Genomic DNA, 21,300 nt, shown 5'->3' on the forward strand with positions numbered 1-21,300 from the left:
CCGGTGGCGGGTCTGTCCGGACAGCGAAGGCAGCCGCGGTGCCTGACACACCGCACGTTGCACCGTCACCCCGACAGGCCAGCCATATGAAGAAAGCAGGGTTTCCAGCGATGAGTAAGCCGGCACGCCTGCACGGTGGGCGCATGTTCATGGCTGTTTTATCGATGATCGCCGTTTTTCTCCTGGTCGGGGCTCCCTCCTGCGCGAGGCCGGCACCGCGGCCGAGCGAGAGCGCGCCGCCGAGCAGGGGCGCGACGAACCCGGGCCAGGAGACAGGGAACAGCTGCGCACAACCCGGGTCCACGACCCGTTCGCTCCTGCCTGATCTTCCAGACGACCAGATCAGGACGGTTGCCGAGGATCCCTGTCTGAAGTTCTCGCAGCTCACCGACCGGGTGCTCGCCGCTGTTCCCGCCGGTCAGCGGTCCATCCTCCGGAACGGCACAACCCCGTTCCTGCCGGCACTCACGCAGTTCGCCAACAGGGTGATAGCGGTCAACGGCGCGGCCGAATGCGCCTACAAGACCGACCGGCTGGCCATCGGTATCTACCAGCACAAGAACTATCTCTGGTCGGTCGGTGTCGTGGCGGTCGTCCGTGGCAAGCTGCCTGCCACCGTCCTGGACGTGGGCACCTGCCTGCTGCTGGAGAAAATAGCACCAGCGCGCCCGGCTTTTCTCACCCCGAACGGGGCGACCGAGATAGAGCCGACTGTCTGTGCCGACTATGCCACGACCAGCCGTGACGGCCAGAACTACACGCTTATGTGGCTTGGCTCGTCCGACCGGATGTGCGACCAGCTCGCGAGCAGGCTCGATGGCAGCTGAGAAAGCGGACGCCGAATGACGGGGTCGCGGTGGAGGACGGCGGTTCCCTCGAGGGCGGCCCGACACCGTCGCTGATCGACCGGGCTCGTGCGCGAGGGCATCCGACGGATGATCGCCGTGGCGTTGGAAGCGGATGTCGACGCCTACCCGGCGGAGCTGGCCGACGAGCGGGGCCGGCGATCGGCGGCCCCGCCGTCCGCAACGGCTACGCCCAGCCCGGTACGCCCAGCCCAGGTCGATGGTGATCACCGCCGGCACGCGAGAGGCCCGCGCGCTCCGGGTCGATGACAGGCGCATCGGCCCGGGACGCGGCGAGCGGGCGGTTGTTACACACTTGTCCCGTACTTGTCTCGTGCTGTCGTGTCGGACGATTCCGGTGGCGGGGTTGGGTAAAGTCGGAGGGGTGACCACGTTCCGGGTGGCTGGGAAGCTGCTCGCCATCAGTGATCTGCATGTGGCGTACCCCGAGAACCGGCAGTTCCTCGAGGAACTACGGCCGGAGTCGGACGCGGACTGGCTGATCGTCGCCGGTGACGTCGGTGAGGTCGTCGCGGACGTCGAATGGGCGCTGACGCTGCTGCGTTCCCGGTTCTCCACCGTGATCTGGGTGCCTGGTAACCACGAGCTGTGGACGCCGAAAAAGGATCCGGTGCGGCTGACCGGTGAGCGGCGTTACCAGCATCTGGTGGAGATATGCCGGCGCCTGGGCGTGCTCACCCCGGAGGATCCGTATCCGGTGTGGGAGGGCGCCGGCGGCCCGGTCACGGTGGCGCCGCTGTTCCTTCTCTACGACTACACCTTCCGGCCGGCCGGTACCTCCTCCAAGGAGGAGGCGCTTGCCGTGGCGCACCGCACGGGTGTGGTCTGCGCGGACGAGTACCTGCTGGTCCCCGACCCCTACCCGAGTGTGGACGCCTGGTCGCGGGCCCGGGTCGAGCACACCCGGGAACGGCTCGCGGCATGCGACCCGCGGCTGCCGACCGTCCTGGTGAACCATTTCCCGCTGGTGCGGGATCCGACCTATGTGCTGCGCTATCCGGAGTTCGCGCAGTGGTGCGGCACGGAGCACACCGCCGACTGGCACCAGCGGTTCCGGGCCGCCGCCGTGGTCTACGGCCATCTGCACATTCCCCGGACGACGTGGTATGACGGCGTCCGGTTCGAGGAGGTTTCCATCGGCTATCCCCGGGAGTGGCGCCGCTGGAACGGCCCGCGCAACATTCCCCGGCAGATACTCCCGGAGCCGGAGCGGCATGACTGAGCCCGGAATACCAGGGACCGGGACGCTGGGGACCGGCGTGTCCGGAAGCGCCGCAGCCGGAAGAGACGTGGCTGACGTCACCTCGTCCGTCCCCGCCCCCCCGTCCGGCACCGCTACCCCGTCCGGCGGGGCCGTCGCCGGGCCCGGGGCCGAGCTGCTCGCCACGCTGCTGCATCCGGCGGTGGTCGCGGTGGAGGCGTTCACCGACGACCCGGACGCGGTGCTGTTCCCCGCGGAGGCCGCCGCGCTCGCGCGGTCCGTGGACAAGCGCCGCCGGGAGTTCACCACCGCCCGGGTGTGCGCCCACCGCGCGCTCGCCGGCCTGGGCATACCGCCGGTGCCGATCCTGCGCGGGCCCAAGGGCGAGCCGCAGTGGCCCGCCGGGGTGATCGGCAGCATCACGCACTGTGCCGGCTACCGGGCCGCGGTGGCGGCCTGGTCCGCCGACATCCTCACGGTCGGTATCGACGCCGAGCCGAACGCGGCCCTGCCGGCGGGCGTGCTCGACCAGATCGCCCTGCCCGAGGAGCGAGCCTGGCTCGACCCGCTGCTGCGCGACGGCCCCGCCGCGCGCCCGGGCAGCGTGTCGCATGGCATTCCCGCCGCGCATGGCATTCCCGCCGCGCGCTCGGGTGTGCTGCCGCCCGGCGGTCCCACCGCGGGCCCGGGGCCGCTGCCGCCCGGTGCTCCCGCCGACGATCCCGTCGTGCACTGGGACAGGCTGCTGTTCAGCATGAAGGAGTCGGTCTACAAGGCGTGGTTCCCGCTGGCGCGGCGCTGGCTGGGTTTCGAGGACGCGTCGATCACGATCGACCTGGCCGGGGGCACCTTCTCCGTCCGGCTGCTGGTGGACGGGCCGGTGCTCCCCGGCGGCGTCCCGCCAGGGAGGGGCCGGCCCGGCAACGATCTCTCCACGGACCTCTCCACGGACCTCTCCACGGATCTCTCCACGGATCCCTCCGCGGAGAGATCGGTCTCCCCGGAGCCTCAGGCCCCCGAACGGCTGACCGGTTTCACCGGCCGCTGGCTGGCCCGCAACGGCCTGGTCATCACGGCGATCACCGTGCCGGGACGCTGACCGCGGAAATCGTCTCGACCATTTCGGCCCGGGTGGGCACACCCGGGGAACGGCTCGGGCGCCAGCCCTGCGCGATCAGGCCCGTCACCCGCGGCTCCACCGCGTCCAGCGCCTCGGGTGGATCCGTCAGCTGCATGTGACGCAGCGCCGCCGTCGCGACCGTCGGGTCGACACCGGCGGCGGCGAGCAGCACGAACCGTGGCAGCGACGCCGGGCTCGGCGGGCTCATCGACGGGATGGCCGGCGTCCCGCCGTCGACGGCCGCCCGCCAGGCCGCGGCACGTGCCCGGTCGAGCTGCTGGGCGTCGTCGAACCACGACCGCAGCTCGCCGCGGACCCAGGCGTCGACCCGGTCCCGCCAGGCCGCGGGATCGCCGGGATCCTCGGCCACCGCCCGCACGAGCCGGAACGCATGCGCGACGGTCAGCGAGGAGCCCCGTCCGAAGTGCGGGTTGGTGGTGCAGACGGTGTCACCGAGCGCGTGCAGGCCGAGCGGCGCGGCCGGATCCAGCGGATGGAACGTGTTGCGCAGCCCGCTCATGACCGTGACGCCGGAGACCGGCTCGGCGAAGTTCGGGTCGGTCCAGGCCGCCCCGAGCGACATGATGCGGGCGGCCGACTCGAACACCGGCGCCCGGCGCAGCCCCGCCAGTGCCCGGTCCCCGGGCAGGTGGACGAAGGCGACGGTGAAGGTGCCGGCATCGTGGGGGAAGACGAGCAGCGCGTAGCCGTCGGCCTCCTCGACCCCGAGCACCCAGCGGTTGACCGCGGTGAACCGCTGTCCCGGCAGCAGCCGGTAGCGGCGGGACACGTAGACCTCGTTGGTCGGCTCGTCGAAGCCTTCCGCGTCCCGGGCCCCGCTGGTCAGCCGGCCACGCCGGCCGCCGGCGTCGATCACGAGATCGGCCGGGTGCGGCCCGCCCCCGGCCAGCTGCACCCCGACGACCGCTCCCCGCCGCGTTTCCACCCGCTGGACGGTCCCGGCCCGCAGCTCTATCCCGGGCTGCGTCTCGACGTCACGCCGCAGCACCCACTCCAGGGTGCTGCGGCGGCACCGCAACGAGCGCGTCCCGTCCGGCAGGGGTACCTCGACCGCGCCGGCGGCCCGCAGGGCGTCGAGTGTGCCGGGCAGGCCCGCGCGCAGCTCGGCGTGGATCCGGGCGAGGAAGGCGTGGGGCTGGTGCAGGTGCGCGACCCCGGTCCGTCGCCAGCCGCCGGCCTCGTCGAGCCGGGCGGGTCTGACCGTGGTGTCACGCTCGATCAGCGTGACCGCGTGCCCGAGGCGCGCCAGCGCGAGGGAGACCGTCATCCCCGCCATTCCGGCACCGCACACCACGACATTCAGCCGCCTGCCGCTTGCCATGCAACTCCCCGTTCTGCATGTCAGCTCATCACACTCCGCACATTTCGTCGCTGCCGCACGCCGAGGCGCGATCGGCTGTCGTCATCCGAAAACAGCACGTATGTGATCTTCAAGGGCGCCGGCAAGGACCGGCCTGCTGCGGAAGCCGATGTGCCCGTCCGGCCGGATCAGGTGGGCGCACGGCCCGGTGGTCGCGTAGACGGACCGGTAGTCACGCTCGGTGTCGCGGATGACGGGCAGGTCCAGGCCCGCAGGAGCGACGGCGTCCGGATCCAGCACGACGTAGGCGTTGATCAGCCCCGCGGCCTGCCGGCGGATCGCCGCGGCGATCTTCTCGTAGCCGCGCAGGTCCTCCTCGGTCGAGGAGGCGTCCCCGTAGAACAGCAGCGTGTGCGCGCCGCTGTGGATCAGCTCGAACAGCCGCAGCCGGTGCCCGACCCCGCGGCGGGCCAGCCCGTGCACGTCCGGCGCGCGGTCGCCGGCCGCCGGCCCGCGGTCCGGGGCGTCCCAGCCCAGCGCCTCCCCGACCAGCGGGCTGCCGCGGTAGGTCAGGGTCATCTGCATCTCGTCGAGGAACTGCGCCTTCTCGTCCTCGTTGTCCATCTCGTCGGTGAACGCGACCCGCACCGCGCGGCCCATGACCGACTCCCCGGCCGGGCGGCGCTCGGCCTCGTAGCTGTCGAGCAGGCCCGGCCCCGCGTGCCCGCCCGCCGCGAGCGCGAGCTTCCAGCCGAGGTTGTAGGCGTCCTGGATGCCGGTGTTCATGCCCTGCCCGCCCGCCGGCGGGTGCAGGTGCGCGGCGTCACCGGCGACGAACACCCGGCCGACCCGGTAGCGGTCGACGATCCCGTGGCTGATCCGGAAGATCGACGACCAGCGCAGGTTGCGCGCGGTCGTCCCGGGCGGCGCCAGCCCGTCGAGCGCGGCCTGGAACTCGGCCAGCGTTGGCGGCTCGTACTCCTTCGTGAAACCGGGCGGCACGTCCGTGCGGGCGGCCTCGGCCATGATCCGCGGCGGGGCCATGGTCGCGATGCGGTAGCGGCCCTGGCCCCGCAGCGGGACGCACACGAGCATCCCGTCCATCCTGCCGTCGGTCTCGTGCAGGAAGCGCAGCAGATAGCCTTCGGGCAGCGACCAGTCGACCTCGACGTCGGCGAGCATGAACAGCTGCGGGAACCGCCCGGCGCCGGCGTTGAACACCAGGTTCAGCTCCTTGCGGACGGTGCTGTGCGCGCCGTCGGATCCCACCAGGTACTTCGCGCGCACCGTCGTCTCGCCGTCGGCGCCCGCCAGCCGGGCGGTCACGCCGGCGGCGTCCTGGGTGAGGCCGCGCAGTTCCACGCCCCGCTCGATCGTCCCGCCGAGGGCGGCGAAACGGTTGGTGAGGACGCGTTCCGTCTCGTACTGCGGCAGCCCGAGGTGGGCGTACGGCAGCTCCGGCAGGTCCCACTCGACGCGGTGGGTCTGGTGCCCGTTGACGACGACGATCTGGCCGCTCAGCCAGATGCCGGCGTCCATCGCCTCCTGGACGATGCCCTGGTCCTCCCAGATCTCCATCGTCCGGCAGTGCACGCCGATGGCCTTGTCCGCCTGGCCCGGCGGCTCGGTGCTCCTGTCCACCAGCCGGCAGGCGACGCCGCGGCGGGCGAGTTCGACGGCGAGGGTCAGGCCGGTCGGCCCCGCGCCGACGACCAGCACGTCGGTCGCCGCCTCCGGCTCCGGCCGCCGGGCACCGGCGACCCGCGGCCGGATGGTCGCGGCCGCGGCCGTGCTCAGGGCCGCTGTCGGGCGCTGCTGCGGGGCCGCCCCCGGCCTGGGGCGGGCGTTCGCGCCGGCGGCGTCCGCGCCGATGGCCGCCTCGGGGCTCGCGCCGGCGTTGACCTCGTCCTCCGGTGGGCGGGCGACGATCGAGAAGATGCGGCGGGAGAAACCGCGGTCGAGGAAGGGGATGAGCTGCCTGGTGCGGTCGCTGTGGTTCGGGTCCCCCACCCAGGCCAGGAAGGCCTGCTCGGAGGCCCATTCCGCCAGCAGGTGGAACGTGCCGGTGCCGGGCTCGTGCAGCAGTTCCTCCCGGACCCGGCCGGCCACCCCGCGCATGGCCTCGGCGACCTCGAGGAACGCCTGCTCGAACGCGTCCTCCTCGCCTTCGGGCACGGTGGTGGTGACCAGCACCCGCACCGCCGGCCCCCGCCCGTCCAGGGTGTGCAGCACGTCGTAGGTGTTGCGTTCGGCGTCGTCGCGCAGGTCGCGCAGGGCGGCGGTGAGCTGGTCCCGGTGCGAGCTGCGCCCGAAGGCGTCCAGCGCCGAGCGGTTCTCCCAGTCGGCCACGATCACGTACTCGCCGGGCCGGTCCGGGTTGCGCATCAGGTCCTGGCGGATGTTCCCCGGCACCGTGCTGATGACCTCCGCGGCCTTCAGCCAGGCGCTTTCGAACTCCTGCTCACGGCCGGGACGGGCACGCATGCGCAGCAGCGTGCGCACCGTGTCGGTGGCGGTGCCGAGCGCCGTGCGCACCACCGCCCCGACCCCGGTTCCGCCGGTCGCGTCCACGTTGGGCATCTACTTCTCCTCCTGCTGATAGCGATGTAGGACGACCGACGCGTTGAACCCGTCGAAACCACGGGCGTTGATCATCGCGGTGGTGACCGGCGCGGGGGTCACCTCGGCGACGAAGTTCAGGTCGCATCCGGGCGCGGGCGTGCGGACGCCCGCCGGCGGCAGCAGGTCGTGCCGCATGGCCAGCAGGGCGGTGGCCGCGTCCAGGGCCGCCCCGCCCTGGTAGATCCGCCCCACCAGCGGCTTCTGCGTGGTCACCGCCGGTGATGCCGAGCCGAACGCGGCCCGCAGCGCGGCGGACTCGTCACGGTCGGCGGCGGGCAGCCCGAGCGCGTCGGGGAAGACCACGTCGACGTCCTCGGGACGCCGGCCCGCCCGGTGCAGCGCCGTGGTCATCGCCCGGGCGTACTGCTCCACGTCGAAGCCGCCGCGACGCCGGGACGGGCGGCCGTCGAACGTGGCCGCCGCCCCGGCGATCTCCCCGTAGATCACCGGGGCGCCGCGGGCCAGGGCGTGGCCGAGGTCCTCCACGACGAAGACGGCACCCCCCTCCCCGGGGACGTAACCGTCCGCGTCGACGTCGAACGGGCAGTAGGCGCGGGCCGGGTCGGTGCGGGACGTCATGGCATGGTTGTGCTGCTGGCAGGTCAGCGCGTACGGGGACAGCGGTGCCTCGGTCCCGCCGGCGAGCACCACCGGGGTCCCGCGGCGGACCAGCCGCGCCGCGTGGGCGAAGCTGTCCAGGCCGCCGGCGCTCTCCGACACCAGGACCACCGACGGCCCCTTCATGCCGTGCCGGATCGACAGCTGCCCCACCGTGGCCGCGTAGAACCAGGCGATCGACTGGTAGGCGCCGACCGTGCGGGACGAGGAGCTCCACAGGTGCTGCAGCTCGCGCTGGCCGAACGCGTTGCCCCCCGAGGCGCTGGCGAGCGCGACGGACATGTCGTACGGGTCGAGGGCCTCCGGGTCGATCCCCGCGTCCGCCAGGGCCTGGCCGGCGGCGCAGAAGGCCAGGTGCGTCCACCGGTCCGTCTGCACGACGAACCGGCTCGGCATGTGCTCGGCCGCCCCGAAGCCCTCGACCTCACCGGCCAGGGTGGTGTCGTAGCGTGACGGGTCGAACTGGGTGATGCGCCCGATCCGGGTCTCCCCGGACAGCACGGTCTTCCAGTACGTGTCCACGCCGATCCCGCTCGCGCAGACGATCCCGATCCCGGTGATCACAGCGCGCGGCGTCACCGTCCGGCCCCCGCTTTCCTCTTCCCAGTGCCCTCCGCGGCCGGCAGGCCGTTGGGAGCCCGGAAGACCATGGCCGACTGGAAGCCCCCGAAACCGCTGCCGACCGACAGCGCGACGTCGACCTTGTGCTCACGTGCCGTGTTCGGCGTGTAGTCGAGATCGCACTCCGGATCACGGTTGGCCCAGTTCGCCGTCGGCGGGACCACCCCGTGCTCGATGGCCAGCGCGCAGGCCGCCATCTCGATCGCGCCGATCGCGCCGAGCGAATGGCCGACCATGGACTTGATCGAGCTGACCGGCACCTGATAGGCGTGCTCGCCCAGCGCCCGTTTGAAGGCCGCCGTCTCGTGCCGGTCGTTCTGCTTGGTCCCCGAGCCGTGGGCGTTGATGTAGGAGACGGTGGTCGGCGCCAGCCGGCCCTGCGCCAGCGCGTCGGAGATGGCCCGGGCCATCTCCACCCCGTCGGGACGCAGCCCCGTCATGTGGAAGGCGTTGCTGCGGGTGGCGAAACCGGCGACCTCGCAGTAGACGTGCGCGCCGCGGCGGCGGGCGTGCTCCCACTCCTCCAGGACGAGGACCGCGCCGCCCTCGCCCAGGATGAAGCCCTTGCGGTCCCGGTCGAAGGGCCGGGAGGCGTGCTCGGGATCGGAGTCGTCCGGCGACGTCGCCTTGATCGCGTCGAAGGAGGCGAGCGTGACCGGGGAGATCGGGGAGTCCGACGCACCCGCGATCATCACGTCCGCCTCCCCGTCGGCGACGAGCTGGTAGCCGTAGCCGATGGCGTCGATCCCGGACGTGCAGCCGGTGGAGACGACCTGCGCCGGGCCGTGGGTGCCGAACTGGCAGCCGACGTCGGCCGCCAGGCTGCTCGGCATCAGCGCCTGGTACAGGAACGGCGACGCGTAGTCGGGATCGACCAGCCACTGCTGGCCGCTGTCGCTGGCCACGACGTACTCGGTCTCCAGCGCCGTGGTGCCCCCGACCGCCGTGCCCATCGTCACGCCGGTGGCGTCCGCGGTCGGTTCGTCGAGGACGAGCCCGCTGTCCGCGACGGCCTCGGCGGCGGCGGCCATGGCAAACTGGATGTAACGGTCGGAGCGCCGCACCTGACGGGGGGTGAGCCCGGCGGCGGCCGGGTCGAAGTCGCACTCGGCGGCGACCCGGGACCGGAACGGCGACGCGTCGAAGAGGGTGATGCGCCGGGTGGCCGTCCGCCCCGCCGTCACGGTGGACCAGAACGCCTCCCGCGTCACCCCGCCCGGCGCGACCACGCCCACCCCGGTCACCACCACGCGGCGGTGGCCGCTCACGCCGAGGCCACCGGATCACCGTCGGCGCGCTCGGTGCCCACCTGGCCGGTACTCACCTGGCCGGGGAGCAGCGGCTCGGGACGCGCCTGGCCGGCGGTCACGGTCACGGCCTGCCGGGCGCCCCCGCCCCCCCGGGTCTCCCCCGCGCTCCCGGCCTCTTCGGCCTGCCCGGCCTGCCCGGTGCCCTCGGCCTCCGCCGTGCCCTCGGCCTGCTCGGTGTCCACGTGCCCGAGTTCGGGACGGGGGGCGAGGGGTCCGAGGTGGAAGACCACCGACGCCGGCTCGGCCCCGGTGTTGCGCAGCCGGTGGCGCGCCCCGACCGGGATGTAGAGCCCCTCGCCGGCCGCGACGGCCACCGGTACGTCGTCGCAGTCGACGACGATGCCCCCAGTGGCTACGTACAGAAACTCCTCACTATACGGATGGTAGTGTTCGGCGATCTTCTCGCCGGGCAGCAGGGTGGCCACGCCCATGAAGCCCGAGGTGCTACCGACCGTGCGTGGACCGAGCAGCACCCGTAGCTCTCCCCCGCGCCGCCGGTCCGGCGGAACATCACGGACGGCCACATGTCGACAGCAGGATGCGACAGCCATCTCCGGTACTTCCTCTCACTCGTCATGCGCCCGTTCTCACCGGCTTATGCGCCCGCGTCGCGAGCCCCACCGGCCGCGCCGGCCACACCGGCACCGGCCCCGCCGGCCGCCAGCTTCTCGACCTTGTCCCGGATGACCTCCATCTGGATCACCGAGTTGGTGTTGATCCGGACGGTCATCGCCTCGTCGTCGACCGGCGCGTCCGGGCGCATGGCGAAGTCCTGCACCCATGTCATCCGGACGCCGCCGTCGGCCTCCTCGTACGACCAGTAGATGTTCATGTACTGGAACGGGCCGGGCTCGACCCGGTGCGCGCGCACCTCACGCAGGCCGCGGTCGACCGTCCGCTGGCTGACCCACGACCAGATCTGGCCGTTCTCGTCCGGATGCATAGTCAGCCGGAAACGGACGGTGTCCCCCTCGCGTTCGAGAACGTCCACCGAGGCGTACTCCGTGAACAGGTCGGGCCAGTTCTCCAGATCGTTCGTCGCGTCCCAGACGACATCGAACGGGGCGGCGATGAACACCGACTTCTGTGTGTGTCCCGGCATCTCCTACGAGACCTCCCTGAAATTGTCCCGGCATTTTTCCCATCGGCTTCCGCGCACGGGGCGTCACCCACGTGCCTTCGTTCGCGGTCCTTTTTCACGGGCCTGCGCCCGTGACGCCGCCCTCAGCGGCCCTCGTTCGCGACGGCGGCGATTTCCCCCACGGTCATCGTGACGGCCTCGTCGGGAACCTCCACACCGAACCTCTCGACCAGCACCGCCTGTAGCTCGAGGACGGCCAGCGAGTCGATCTGCAGCTCCGTGAGCGAAAGCGACTCGTTTCCGGCGAAAACGTCCGGATCTACGCCGGCCCGCTCGACGAGAATTTCGCGGATCGTGGCTGATGTCACGACGGACCGGGTTTCCCCAGTAGCTTCGACACTCATTTCCGCACCTTTCCGGAATCCGTTACCAGGCGGTCGACCAGGCTGGTCGAATACCGCCCCTTGCGGAACTCGGTGTCGGCCAGCACACGTTTGATGAAAGGAATCGTGGTACGTACGCCGGGCCCGTCGACGTCGAACTCGCCAAGCGCGCGCTCGGCCCGGCTGAGCGCCTCGGCCCGGCTGGGCGCCCAGACCGACACCTTGGCCAGCAGCGAGTCGTAGTACGGGCTGACCCGGTAGCCGGGGAAGCCGTGGGTGTCCACCCGGACGAACGGGCCGGCCGGCGGGGTGAAGCGGTCCAGCCGGCCGGCGGCCGGGGTGAACCCGCGGTCCGGATCCTCGGTGTTGACCCGGCACTCGACGGCGACCCCGCGCAGGACGACGTCCTCCTGCCGCAGCCGCAGCGGTGTGCCGGCCGCGACATGAAGCTGCTCGTGGACGAGATCGCAGCCCGTCACCATCTCGGTGACCGGATGCTCCACCTGGATACGGCTGTTGATCTCGATGAAATAGTGGTTCTGGTCCTCGTCCACCAGGAACTCGACCGTGCCCAGGCCGGTGAAGCCGACCGACAGCGCCCCACGCACCGCGTCCCGGCACATCTCGGCCACCCGGTCGGGATCGAGCTCGGGCGCGGGCGCCTCCTCCACCAGCTTCTGGTGGCGGCGCTGCACCGAGCAGTCCCGGGTGCCCAGGTGGATGCCCGCGCCGTGCGCGTCGCAGAGAATCTGCACCTCGACGTGACGGGCCCGCTCGAGAAAGCGCTCCACGTAGATCCGGTCGTCGCCGAAGACCGCCCGCGCCGCCGCCCGGGTGTCGGCGAACGCGGTCGCGAGCTGCGCGGCCGAGCGCACGACCGTCATGCCACGGCCACCGCCACCGGCCGCCGCCTTGATGATGACCGGATAGCCGATGGCATCGGCGATGTCGCGCGCGTCGGCGACGCTGCGCGCGACATCGGCGCTGCCGGTCAGCAGCGGCAGGCCCGCCCGGCGCATCAGGACCCGGGCCACGCTCTTGTCCCCCAGCGAGGCCATCACCGCCGGCGGCGAGCCGATGAACACCAGGCCGGCGTCGGCGCATATCTCCGCGAAGTCGGGATCCTCGGAAAGGAACCCGTAGCCGGGATGGACGGCGTCCGCCTCCGTCATTCTCGCGGCCTCGATAATGGCCGCCGCGTTGGCGTAGCTGCGCCGCGACGGCGGCGGCCCGATACACACCGCTTCGTCGGTATGGCGATGGACAAGCGAGTCCCGGTCCGCCGTCGAATAGACGCTGACGGTCCGGATACCGAGCTCACGGCATGCCCTGGCCACCCGTAGCGCGATCTCGCCGCGGTTCGCGATGAGAACTTTCTGGAACAAATCTTCACCCCCCGCGTGAAATGAGAATCCCGCTACGGCGCTATTTCGACGAGAACCTGGTCGAACTCGACCGCCTCCCCGTTCCCGACGCAGATCCGGGCCACCGTCCCGCCGATGTCGGCGGTGACCGGGTTCAGCAGCTTCATCGCCTCGATGATGCCGATCGTCGCGCCCGCGTCGATGACGTTCCCCACCGCGACAAAGGGCTCCGCCCCCGGTTCGGGCGCGTGGTAGAAAGTCCCGACGATCGGGGCCGTGACAACAGCCACGTCGGCGTCCACGGTGTTCTCACCGGCGCTGTTCTCACCGGCGCTGTTCGCGGTGGCGCCGTTCACGGCGGCCCCGGCTGCCGTGGCGCCGTTCACCGCGGCGCCGTTCGCGAGAGCACCGTTGACGCCGGCGCTGTTGGCGAGGGCGCCGTTTCTCACGGCCGGCTCTCCGGCGGACGGTGCCGGGACGAGCACGCCGATGCCTGCCGCCCCCGACCACTCGACCTCGATGGCGACATCCCCGGAGCAGAGGCGGATGCGGCCGAGCTGGCCGGGCAGCTCCCCGGCCAGCCGGGTCGCGTGCTCGTGCAGCCGGCTCAGGACGTGCTGGCGCTGGTCGCTGGTGCTGGCCGGTCTCATACGGCCTTCTCCTCGTGTCGTTCGCGCGGCTGCGGCGGCGCGATGTCGGTGGGGGTGACCACGGCCGCCTGGCCGAAGCGGCGGAAGCGCGAACGCCGGGCCCGGATCAGGTGGGCCGCCGGCAGTGACAGCAGCGGGCGCAGGGCCTCGAGCACCGCCTGACGCAGCAGGTTGCCGGCGGCGAGGTGATCCGTCTGGGAGCCGCCGAGCGGCTCGGGCACCACGGCGTCGACGATGCCCAGCCGCAGCAGCCACGGGGCGTTCAGGCCAAGCGCGCGGGCGGCCTCGGCCGCGGCCCGCGTGTCGTTCCAGAGGATCGACGAGCACGCCTCGGGGCTGATCACGGAGAACACGCCGTTCTCCGCGACCAGGACACGGTCGGCGACGGCCAGCGCCAGCGCGCCGCCGCTGCCGCCCTCACCGGTGATCACCGCGACGACCGGTGTGGACAGCGCGGACATCCGCTGGATGGCGTGTGCGATCGCGGACGCCTGCCCCCGCTCCTCGGCCTCCCGGCCGGGGTAGGCGCCGGGGGTGTCGATCAGCGTCACCACCGGCAGGCCGAGCCGTGCCGCCAGCGACATCACCCGCATGGCCTTGCGGTAGCCCTCGGGCTGGGGCATGCCGAAGTTGTGCGCGACGAGCTCCGGGGTCGAGTGCCCCTTCTCGGTCCCGACCACGGCCACGGCAAGCCCGTCGATCTCCGCGATGCCCGCCACGACGGCGCTGCAGTCCCCGTACAGCCGGTCACCGCGCAGTTCGATGAAGGAGTCGAACGACCGGGCGAGGTAGTCCCGGACGGTGGGCCGGGCGCTGTCCCGGGCGAGCCGGACGGTCTCCCACGGGTCCCGCTGGACCAGCCGCTGCGGGTCGGTGATGAGCACGCCGGAGCCGGCCGGCCCGTCCACCGGCAGGTCATTCGGCAGGTCATTCGACGGGTCATTCGACGGGTCAACGTCCCGCTGCTCCCGCCGGCCGACGGCGAGCAGCCTGGTCAGCACCGTCCGCAGGTCCGTCCGGTCGGCGACGATGTCGACCTGCCCCTTGCTGGCGAGGAAACCGCTGCTCTGGAACTCGGCGGGCAGTTCCTGCCCGATGGTCTGCCGGATGACCCGGGGGCCGGCGAAACCCATCCGGCTGCCGGACTCGGCGACGATCACGTCCGTGTTGGTCGCGAACGACGCCGCCACCCCGCCGTAGGTCGGGTCGGTCACCAGGCTGATGGACAGCAGGCCGTGCTCCCGGTGCCGCTCGATGGCGATGCCGGTCTTGGCCATCTGCATCAGCGACAGGCAGCCCTCCTGCATCCGGGCCCCGCCGGAGGTGGAGACGATGAGCAGGGGGAGCGCCTCGTCCACGGCGAGCTCCACCGCCAGCGTTATCATCTCGCCGACCGCCGAGCCGAGGCTGCCGCCGAGGAAGCGGAAGTCCATCACAGCCACGACGAGCTCGTGGCCGCCGATGGCGCCGGCGCCGCACAGCACCGCCTCGGCCAGCTCGGTCTCCCGCCGGGCAGCCTCCCAGCGCTGGGCGTACGGCCGGGTGTCGGTGAACCCGAGGACGTCGAAGTGGACGGGCTCGACCAGCAGTGGCCGGAAGCTGCCCTGGTCGAGGAGCTGGTCGATCCGCTGGGCGGCGGTCAGCCGGTCGTGGTAGCCGCATTCCGGGCACACGTAGAGGTTGCGGGCCAGCCGTTTGCCGTAGACGAGCGAGGCACAGGAGCCGCACCGGCTCCAGGCGGCCACGTCCGCCTCGGCGACCGTGGCCCTCACGCGGCCTCCCCGGCGGAGCCGGCCTCATGGGCCACCCCGGCGGAGCCGGGCTCATAGGTGTAAAAACGCCGCGCTATCGCGTCCTCGGGTGACCGCCAGGTCGGCAGATAGGGCTGGATGTAGTGGGACAGCCGCTCGCTGACGCGGGCGAACTCCTCATGGCCGCGCGCGTTGTCCACTGCCCGCCGGCCGTCCCCGGTCGTTTCCAGCAGGTGGACGTAGAGATCCCCGAGCGAATAGAGCGAACGGTGGGTGACGCCGGCGATCCGCGGAAGTCCGGTCGCGTCCGATTCCGCGAAGATGCGCGCGACATCCTTTTCCGCGCCAGGTGTGATCTTGGCAACAATCAAGGATCTGTGCATATTTGGTGTCCCCCTCCACCGAACGGGCCGGGAAAACCCCGGGACCGGGGCCGGCGGGGTCACTGACCCATTCACGGCGACAACGTTCCGGTTCAGACCGACCCCCCTACCGAGAGTAAGGGTGATCACACAGCGCGTCCACCGCTGCCGTCTGCGTGACCTTTGGCGGAGAGCGGCCGCCCCTCCCCGGGGCCACCCGCACCAGCCCCGCCACACCAGCCCCACCGCATCAGCCCTGCCGCACCAGCCCTGCCGCACCAGCCCTGCCAAGCCGGCCGACCGACCGACCCGACGAGCGAGCCAGCAAGGACAGCCGGCCGACAACACCGGCCGGACAGCCGTCCCCCCGCCCCACCCAGGAAAGGTGAGCATGGAACGAGTACGGAAGCGGCTGCCACAGCGACTGTTTGTTCCCTCGTTCTCATGATCCGACCTCTGATCGATGATCAGGGCGGGTCCCGAAGGAGGGGGCCGGCTCAGGGAGACAGGCCAGGGCGGCCTGGGCACAGGCGGCGTTACGGAGCAGAGATCCGCAGCCGGTGGTCGAGGGCGGTGTGGCGGCGGCCGCCGCTGACCGTGCGCACGGCCTGGCCGATGGCGCGGTGCGACCCGACCAGCACCACCAGTCTGCGGGCCCGCGTGACCGCCGTGTACAGCAGGTTACGCTGCAACATCATCCAGGCGCTGGTGGTGACCGGGATGACGACGGCCGGGTACTCGCTGCCCTGCGAGCGGTGGATGGTCACGGCGTAGGCGTGGACGAGCTCGTCCAGCTCGGTGAAGTCGTAGTCGATGTCCTCGTCCTCGTCCGTACGCACCGCGGCCTTCTGCTCGTCGAGGTCGATGCCGGTGACCACGCCGAGGGTGCCGTTGAAGACGCCGCTGGCACCCTTGTCGTAGTTGTTGCGGATCTGGGTGACCTTGTCGCCGACCCGGAAGACCCGCCCGCCGGCCCGGCGTTCGGGCGTGTCGGGACGCGCCGGGGTGAGCGCCTCCTGCAACAGGGTGTTCAGCGCGCCGGCGCCGGCCGGGCCGCGGTGCATCGGCGCGAGCACCTGCACGTCCCGGCGCGGGTCGAGCCCGAACTTCGCGGGAATCCGCCGGGCCACCACGTCCACGGTCATCGCCGCGGCCTCCTCGGCCTCGTCCGCGGCGAAGAAGAAGAAATCCGGCAGGCCGCGCACCAGCGGGTGCTCGCCGCTGTTGATCCGGTGCGCGTTGGTGACCACCCCGGACTGCTGCGCCTGGCGGAAGACCTGCGTCAGGCGCACGTGCGGGACCGGCGTCCCCGCCGCCAGCAGGTCGCGCAGCACCTCCCCGGCCCCGACGGACGGGAGCTGGTCGACGTCGCCGACCAGGAGCAGGTGCGCCCCGGGCGCGACCGCCTTGGCCAGCTTGTTGGCCAGCAGCAGATCGAGCATGGACGCCTCGTCGACCACGACGAGGTCGGCGTCCAGCGGGCGGTCGCGGTCGTAGGCGGCGTCCCCGCCGGGACGCAGCTGCAGCAGCCGGTGCACGGTGGACGCGTCGTGCCCGGTCAGCTCGGTGAGCCGTTTGGCCGCCCGGCCGGTGGGCGCGGCCAGCACGATCTTCGCACCCTTGGCCTGGGCGAGCGTGACCACGGAGCGTACGGTGAAGCTCTTGCCACACCCCGGCCCGCCGGTGAGGACGGCGACCTTCTCGGTCAGGGCCAGCCGCACCGCCGCCCGCTGGGCGGGGGCGAGCTCGGTGCGCGTCCGCCCGTGCAGCCAGGCCAGCGCCCGGTCCCAGTCGACGTCGGCGAACGCCGGCATCCGGTCGGCAGGCGCGCGCAGCAGCCGCCGGAGCTGGCCGGCCAGGGAGATCTCCGCACGGTGGAAGGGCACCAGGTAGACCGCGGCGACGGGGACGTCCGGATCCTCCCCGGGGATCTCCTCGCGGACGACGCCCTCCTCGGTGACGAGCTCGGCCAGACACTCGATCACCGCGCCGGTGTCGACCTGCAGGATCTTGACCGCCTCGGCGATCAGCCGCTGTTCGGGCAGGAAGCAGTTCCCGTCCCCGGTGGACTCCGACAGGGTGAACACCAGCCCGGCCTTTATCCGCTGCGGGCTGTCGTGCGGAATCCCGACGGCCTTGGCTATCGTGTCCGCGGTACGGAACCCGATGCCCCACACGTCGGTGGCCAGCTGGTACGGCTGTGTGCGCACCACCTCGACCGACCGGTCGGCGTACTGTTTGTAAATACGCACCGCCAGCGACGTCGACACCCCGACGCCCTGGAGAAAGACCATCACCTCCTTGATGGCCTTCTGTTCCTCCCAGGCGGCCGCGATCGCCTTCGTCCGTTTGGGGCCGAGTTTCGGGACCTCGATCAGCCGTTCGGGATGCTGCTCGATGACGTCCAGGGCGTCGATACCGAAATACTCGACAATGCGCTCGGCGAGCCTCGGCCCAATACCCTTGATCAGCCCGGACCCGAGATACCGCCGGATACCCTGGATCGTCGCCGGCAGCACGGTGGTGTAGTCCTCGACGTGGAACTGCCGGCCGTACTGCGGATGCGAGCCCCACCGCCCCCGCATCCGCAGCGACTCGCCCGGCTGCGCGCCCAGCAGCGCGCCCACCACGGTGATCAGCTCGCCGGACCGCCCCGTGTCCACCCGGGCGACGGTGTACCCCGTCTCCTCGTTGGCGTAGGTGATCCGTTCCAGCACCGCATCCAGCACCGACCCGTGGAACGGCTGCGCGGCTGCCATGGCAAGTACCGATATCACGGCCGGCCGCCGGTTCTACGACGGGCTCCCGCCGTTCCGCGGCAGACTGTCACAGGGCGAATGCGGACTGTCATGAGATGGCGGCAGACTGTCGTGCCACTGGTCGGCCGCGGCGGCGAGCTGCCGGGCCCAGGCGTCCAGGATGCGCGTTCCGGCCCGGGCGGAGGAACCGGTGGGATCACCCAGCACGCCGTTGGGGCTGACCGCGCGCACCCCGGACTCCCGCAGCACCGGCAGGAGCTCACCGATCGGACGGGCCACCCCGGGCTCGACCCGGTCGAGGCGCACCGCCTGCCCGCGCAGCGCGAGCATCGCCGAGGTCTCGGTGCGGCCGGCGTGGGCGTCGTCCGCGGGCCCGCCGGGCAGCCAGGCGAGCACCCGCCGGCCCTCGCCGCGCAGCCTGGCGACGGCGCGGCGCAGCGGCGCGGCGTTGCCGCCGTGCCCGCAGACCAGCAGCACCCCGGCGAACGCGTCCGCCGAGCGGACAAGCTCGACCAGCAGCAGCTCGACGCCGTCCTGCCCGATCGACAAGGTGCCGGGAAAGCCCGCGTGCTCGCCGCTGGAGCCGTACGGCAGCGCCGGCGCGACGAGCACCCAGGGGCGGGCGCGGGCGAGCCGTTCGCACAGCGCCGTGGCGAGCTCGGTGTCCACGGTGAGCGGCAGGTGCGGCCCGTGCTGCTCGGTCGCGCCGAGGGGGACGGCGAGCACGCTGCTGGCGGCCCGTCCGGCCACCTCGGGCCAGGTGAGCTCCGCCAGCCGCCAGGGCCGCACAGCGGTCACGGCACGTAATTCCCGCCCAGGATGCGACGCGCTCCCGAAACCAGCGCGTGGCATGGTCTCAGGCGGGATGCACCGCGGGCCTGCAGGACACGGCGAAGGTACGCGGTCACCGTGCCGGTGCCGGGCCAGCCGGACAGCTCCGGGAGCAGCGGCGCGAGCGTGCCCGCGCGCGCGGCGCCCCACCAGACCCCGGCGCCGTAGGCGGCGTCGTCGAGCGTCCGCAGCAGCAGCCAGCGCGGCGGATCCACGTCCGGCCGCCGCTGGTACCACTCGTACAGGTGCCGTCCCAGCGCCAGGGCCAGCAGCCACCTGCCCCGCCTGGTGCCCGCCAGCAGCGGGACGGCCGCCGGCCACCAGGCGCCGGTCACCGCGTCGGCGAGCAGCCGGCCCGCGCCGAGATGCCCCAGCGCCGCCACCCGCAGCGCCCCGGCGGCGGGCACTCCGAGCGGCGCCAGCCTGCGTGGCAGCAACGCCGCCGTACCGGCCGCGGCCGCGAGCCCGGCCCGCGGCCGGCCGGCGGCCACCGCCGCCCACGACAGCGCGCTCCACACCGACATCCGCACCGGAGCGATGGCCGTGCCGTGCCGGGCGGCCAGCGGCGCCGCCGACGTCCCGTAGTCGAAGCGCTGCCGCAGCCACGCCGTCCACCGGACGCGAGGAGCGTGCCCGACCCGTGACGCGGGCTCGTAACGGACCTGCCAGCCGGCGCGCACCAGCCGCCACACAAGGTCCACGTCCTCGCCGAAGCGCATCCGCTCGTCGAAACCGCGCAGCTCCCGCAGGGCGGCGGCACGCACCACGAGCGCGGCCGAGGGGACGTAGCTCACCCGGCTCGCCGGCCGCACCGGCGCCGCGGCGCCGCCGAGGTCCAGCGGCGAGCGCGCCCGCTCGTAGCGGGCCAGTAACGACCGGCCGGGCAGGCTGGTCACCCGGGGAGCCACCGCGGCGACGTCCGGGGCGTCGAAGTGCGCCAGCAGCGGCTCCAGCCAGCCCGGCCCGGGCCGCACATCGGCGTCCAGGAAGGCCACCAGCTCGGTGCCCGCCCGCCGCCAGCCGGTGTTGCGCGCGGCCGCGGGGCCGCGGGGCCGCCGGTGACGGACCGTCGCCCGCGGCAGCGGCGGCACGGGACCGTCGTCCACGACGACCACCTCCGCCAGCCGTACCCAGCTCACCTGCCGCGCCCAGCGCGGCGAGCAGCCGTTCCAGGGCGGCGGCGTGGTCGCGCACGGGGACGACGAGCGTGACGTCGGACAGGCGCAGCCGGGGACGTTCGTAGACCGGGTGGGCGATTCCGGCCGCCACCAGCCGGTCCGCCAGCCGCCGCCGCGCCGGATCGGGCCCGACCGGCTGCCCGCGCATCCACTCCCCGACCAGCCGGGCGCCGGCGGCGGGCAGCCGCAGGACCCGCAGCGGGGAACCGCCGAGCAGCACCTGCCCGTCGGCCCACCGGCGCGTACCGGGGTCGAAGACCAGCCGCAGGACACCGTCCGCCGGGCTTCCCGAGCCCGCGCGGCCCTCGTCCCGGGTGCCGCCGGCTCCCGCCGCGGGAGTGCCCGGGCGCTGGGAGCCCGCGGCGTCCAAGGCGTCGTCCGCGCGCTTCGTGGGTCTCCCGGAGTCCGCGGGATTCCTGGGGCTCGCGGGATTTCCGGCGTTCGTCACAGCGGTGTCCGCGTCGCGGGAGCCCGCCGCGGGCCCACGGTGCCTGTCACGCGGTGAAGCCGCCGTCGGCGTGCACCACGGTGCCGGTGATCGCGGACGAGCCCTCGCCGCACAGCCAGCACACGGTGGCGGCGACCTCCTCCGGCCGCAGCAGGCGGTCGAGGAGCTGGTATCCGGCGAACCCGTCGACGTCCGGCAGGTCGTAGAGGGCGGCGGTCGCGTCCAGCATGGCCGTGCGGGTGGAGCCCGGGGACACCGCGGTGGCCGTGACACCGGTGCCCCGCAGATCGGTCGCGAGCCCGCGCACCAGCCCCACGACGGCGTGCTTCGCCGCGTTGTAGGCGGCCAGATGCCACAGGCCGCGGTGGGCTGCCGCCGACGCCAGCGCCACGAACCGGCCGGAGCGCGGCGGCGCGGCGCGCAGCAGGGCGGGCACGGCCGCGCGGGCGAGGTTGAGCACCCCGCGCACCCCGACCTCGAACAGGACGTCCCACTCGGCGTCCGTGGTCTCCCACAGCGGCCGGCCGCCGGCCATCACCGCGGCGGCGGCCACCGCGGCGTGCACTCCCCCGAACTCGCGCTCGGCCAGCTCGACAGCCTCGGCCAGGGCCGGTGCCTCGCGCACGTCGGCCACCACGTCGCGGACCCGGCCGGGCCAGCGCTGGGCGAGCGCGCGCAGCTCCTCGGGCGTCCCCAGCGGGTAGGCGACGCCGGGCAGGTCGGCGCACACGTCCACCGCGACGACCCGCCACCCCTGCGCGGCCAGCTGGCCCACCACGGCCGCGCCGATGCCGCGGGCCGCCCCCGTCACCAC

The 21,300-nt window shown here is 72.9% G+C and carries 18 protein-coding genes; 3 read left to right on the top strand and 15 right to left on the bottom strand.

Annotated elements, in window-relative coordinates:
* Positions 1-110: 110 nt before the first annotated feature.
* The 3 genes from AC5LSR_RS15705 to AC5LSR_RS15715 all read left to right on the top strand — a co-directional run bounded on the left by AC5LSR_RS15705 (position 111) and on the right by AC5LSR_RS15715 (position 3,166).
* Positions 111-827: a hypothetical protein gene (locus tag AC5LSR_RS15705; protein WP_250285794.1), complete on the top strand. Its 717-nt coding sequence runs from the start codon at positions 111-113 to the stop codon at positions 825-827.
* Between the two features lie 403 nt (positions 828-1,230).
* The gene (locus AC5LSR_RS15710) at positions 1,231-2,088 is read left to right on the top strand and encodes a metallophosphoesterase family protein (RefSeq protein WP_250291624.1); all 858 of its coding nucleotides are present in this window, start codon (positions 1,231-1,233) and stop codon (positions 2,086-2,088) included.
* A gap of 154 nt (positions 2,089-2,242) precedes the next feature.
* Positions 2,243-3,166 (top strand): 4'-phosphopantetheinyl transferase family protein, encoded by a 924-nt coding sequence (locus tag AC5LSR_RS15715; RefSeq protein WP_250285798.1) that lies wholly within the window; start codon positions 2,243-2,245, stop codon positions 3,164-3,166.
* On the opposite strand, the gene AC5LSR_RS15720 is transcribed toward AC5LSR_RS15715, so the two are convergent.
* From AC5LSR_RS15720 to AC5LSR_RS15790, 15 genes are all read right to left on the bottom strand, one after another.
* Complete coding sequence (locus AC5LSR_RS15720) at positions 3,147-4,529, bottom strand: NAD(P)/FAD-dependent oxidoreductase (protein WP_445548420.1); 1,383 nt, start codon at positions 4,527-4,529, stop codon at positions 3,147-3,149. The two genes, AC5LSR_RS15715 and AC5LSR_RS15720, sit on opposite strands and share 20 nt — an antisense overlap.
* A gap of 81 nt (positions 4,530-4,610) precedes the next feature.
* Entirely contained in the window at positions 4,611-7,088 is a 2,478-nt protein-coding gene (locus AC5LSR_RS15725) for an FAD-dependent monooxygenase (protein WP_493465059.1), read from the bottom strand.
* A complete protein-coding gene (locus AC5LSR_RS15730; RefSeq protein ID WP_250291633.1) occupies positions 7,089-8,327 on the bottom strand; it encodes a beta-ketoacyl synthase N-terminal-like domain-containing protein in 1,239 nt (412 codons plus the stop codon).
* Positions 8,324-9,637: a beta-ketoacyl-[acyl-carrier-protein] synthase family protein gene (locus AC5LSR_RS15735; protein ID WP_250285764.1), complete on the bottom strand. Its 1,314-nt coding sequence runs from the start codon at positions 9,635-9,637 to the stop codon at positions 8,324-8,326. The genes AC5LSR_RS15730 and AC5LSR_RS15735 overlap by 4 nt, the downstream gene beginning before the upstream one ends.
* A complete protein-coding gene (locus AC5LSR_RS15740) occupies positions 9,634-10,152 on the bottom strand; it encodes a cupin domain-containing protein (RefSeq protein WP_493465056.1) in 519 nt (172 codons plus the stop codon). Before AC5LSR_RS15740 ends, AC5LSR_RS15735 begins: the two co-directional genes overlap by 4 nt.
* Before the next feature lie 122 nt (positions 10,153-10,274).
* Entirely contained in the window at positions 10,275-10,781 is a 507-nt protein-coding gene (locus tag AC5LSR_RS15745) for an SRPBCC family protein (RefSeq protein ID WP_250285763.1), read from the bottom strand.
* 122 nt (positions 10,782-10,903) lie between these two features.
* Positions 10,904-11,164, bottom strand: coding sequence for an acyl carrier protein (locus AC5LSR_RS15750; RefSeq protein WP_250291636.1), 261 nt, complete (start codon positions 11,162-11,164; stop codon positions 10,904-10,906).
* The gene (locus AC5LSR_RS15755; protein ID WP_250285761.1) at positions 11,161-12,528 is read right to left on the bottom strand and encodes an acetyl-CoA carboxylase biotin carboxylase subunit; all 1,368 of its coding nucleotides are present in this window, start codon (positions 12,526-12,528) and stop codon (positions 11,161-11,163) included. The genes AC5LSR_RS15750 and AC5LSR_RS15755 overlap by 4 nt, the downstream gene beginning before the upstream one ends.
* 32 nt (positions 12,529-12,560) lie before the next feature.
* A complete protein-coding gene (locus AC5LSR_RS15760) occupies positions 12,561-13,157 on the bottom strand; it encodes an acetyl-CoA carboxylase biotin carboxyl carrier protein (protein WP_250285760.1) in 597 nt (198 codons plus the stop codon).
* Positions 13,154-14,929 (bottom strand): carboxyltransferase subunit alpha, encoded by a 1,776-nt coding sequence (gene accA, locus AC5LSR_RS15765; RefSeq protein WP_250285759.1) that lies wholly within the window; start codon positions 14,927-14,929, stop codon positions 13,154-13,156. Before accA ends, AC5LSR_RS15760 begins: the two co-directional genes overlap by 4 nt.
* Positions 14,926-15,291: a TcmI family type II polyketide cyclase gene (locus tag AC5LSR_RS15770; RefSeq protein WP_250285758.1), complete on the bottom strand. Its 366-nt coding sequence runs from the start codon at positions 15,289-15,291 to the stop codon at positions 14,926-14,928. Before AC5LSR_RS15770 ends, accA begins: the two co-directional genes overlap by 4 nt.
* 515 nt (positions 15,292-15,806) lie before the next feature.
* Positions 15,807-18,029 carry an SF1B family DNA helicase RecD2 gene (gene recD2 / locus AC5LSR_RS15775; RefSeq protein ID WP_250285757.1) on the bottom strand — a complete coding sequence of 741 codons (2,223 nt, stop codon included), beginning with the start codon at positions 18,027-18,029 and terminating at the stop codon, positions 15,807-15,809.
* Positions 18,030-18,062: 33 nt separating this feature from the next.
* Positions 18,063-18,827 (bottom strand): mycofactocin biosynthesis peptidyl-dipeptidase MftE, encoded by a 765-nt coding sequence (gene mftE / locus AC5LSR_RS15780; RefSeq protein ID WP_250285756.1) that lies wholly within the window; start codon positions 18,825-18,827, stop codon positions 18,063-18,065.
* Positions 18,824-19,966 carry a mycofactocin biosynthesis glycosyltransferase MftF gene (gene mftF / locus AC5LSR_RS15785; RefSeq protein WP_493468625.1) on the bottom strand — a complete coding sequence of 381 codons (1,143 nt, stop codon included), beginning with the start codon at positions 19,964-19,966 and terminating at the stop codon, positions 18,824-18,826. Before mftF ends, mftE begins: the two co-directional genes overlap by 4 nt.
* A 566-nt stretch (positions 19,967-20,532) precedes the next feature.
* A partial coding sequence (locus AC5LSR_RS15790; protein WP_493468626.1) for a mycofactocin-coupled SDR family oxidoreductase occupies positions 20,533-21,300 on the bottom strand: 768 nt, incomplete at its 5' end.

It is taken from the genome of Protofrankia sp. CiP1_Cm_nod4 (assembly GCF_982290645.1).

Bases quoted from the DNA above. Each gene is read 5' to 3' on its own strand.
- AC5LSR_RS15705 (WP_250285794.1), top strand. From the start codon at position 111: ATGAGTAAGCCGGCACGCCTGCACGGTGGGCGCATGTTCATGGCTGTT.
- AC5LSR_RS15720 (WP_445548420.1), bottom strand. From the start codon at position 4,529: ATGGCAAGCGGCAGGCGGCTGAATGTCGTGGTGTGCGGTGCCGGAATG.
- AC5LSR_RS15725 (WP_493465059.1), bottom strand. From the start codon at position 7,088: ATGCCCAACGTGGACGCGACCGGCGGAACCGGGGTCGGGGCGGTGGTG.
- AC5LSR_RS15745 (WP_250285763.1), bottom strand. From the start codon at position 10,781: ATGCCGGGACACACACAGAAGTCGGTGTTCATCGCCGCCCCGTTCGAT.
- AC5LSR_RS15750 (WP_250291636.1), bottom strand. From the start codon at position 11,164: ATGAGTGTCGAAGCTACTGGGGAAACCCGGTCCGTCGTGACATCAGCC.
- AC5LSR_RS15760 (WP_250285760.1), bottom strand. From the start codon at position 13,157: ATGAGACCGGCCAGCACCAGCGACCAGCGCCAGCACGTCCTGAGCCGG.
- AC5LSR_RS15770 (WP_250285758.1), bottom strand. From the start codon at position 15,291: ATGCACAGATCCTTGATTGTTGCCAAGATCACACCTGGCGCGGAAAAG.
- recD2 (WP_250285757.1), bottom strand. From the start codon at position 18,029: ATGGCAGCCGCGCAGCCGTTCCACGGGTCGGTGCTGGATGCGGTGCTG.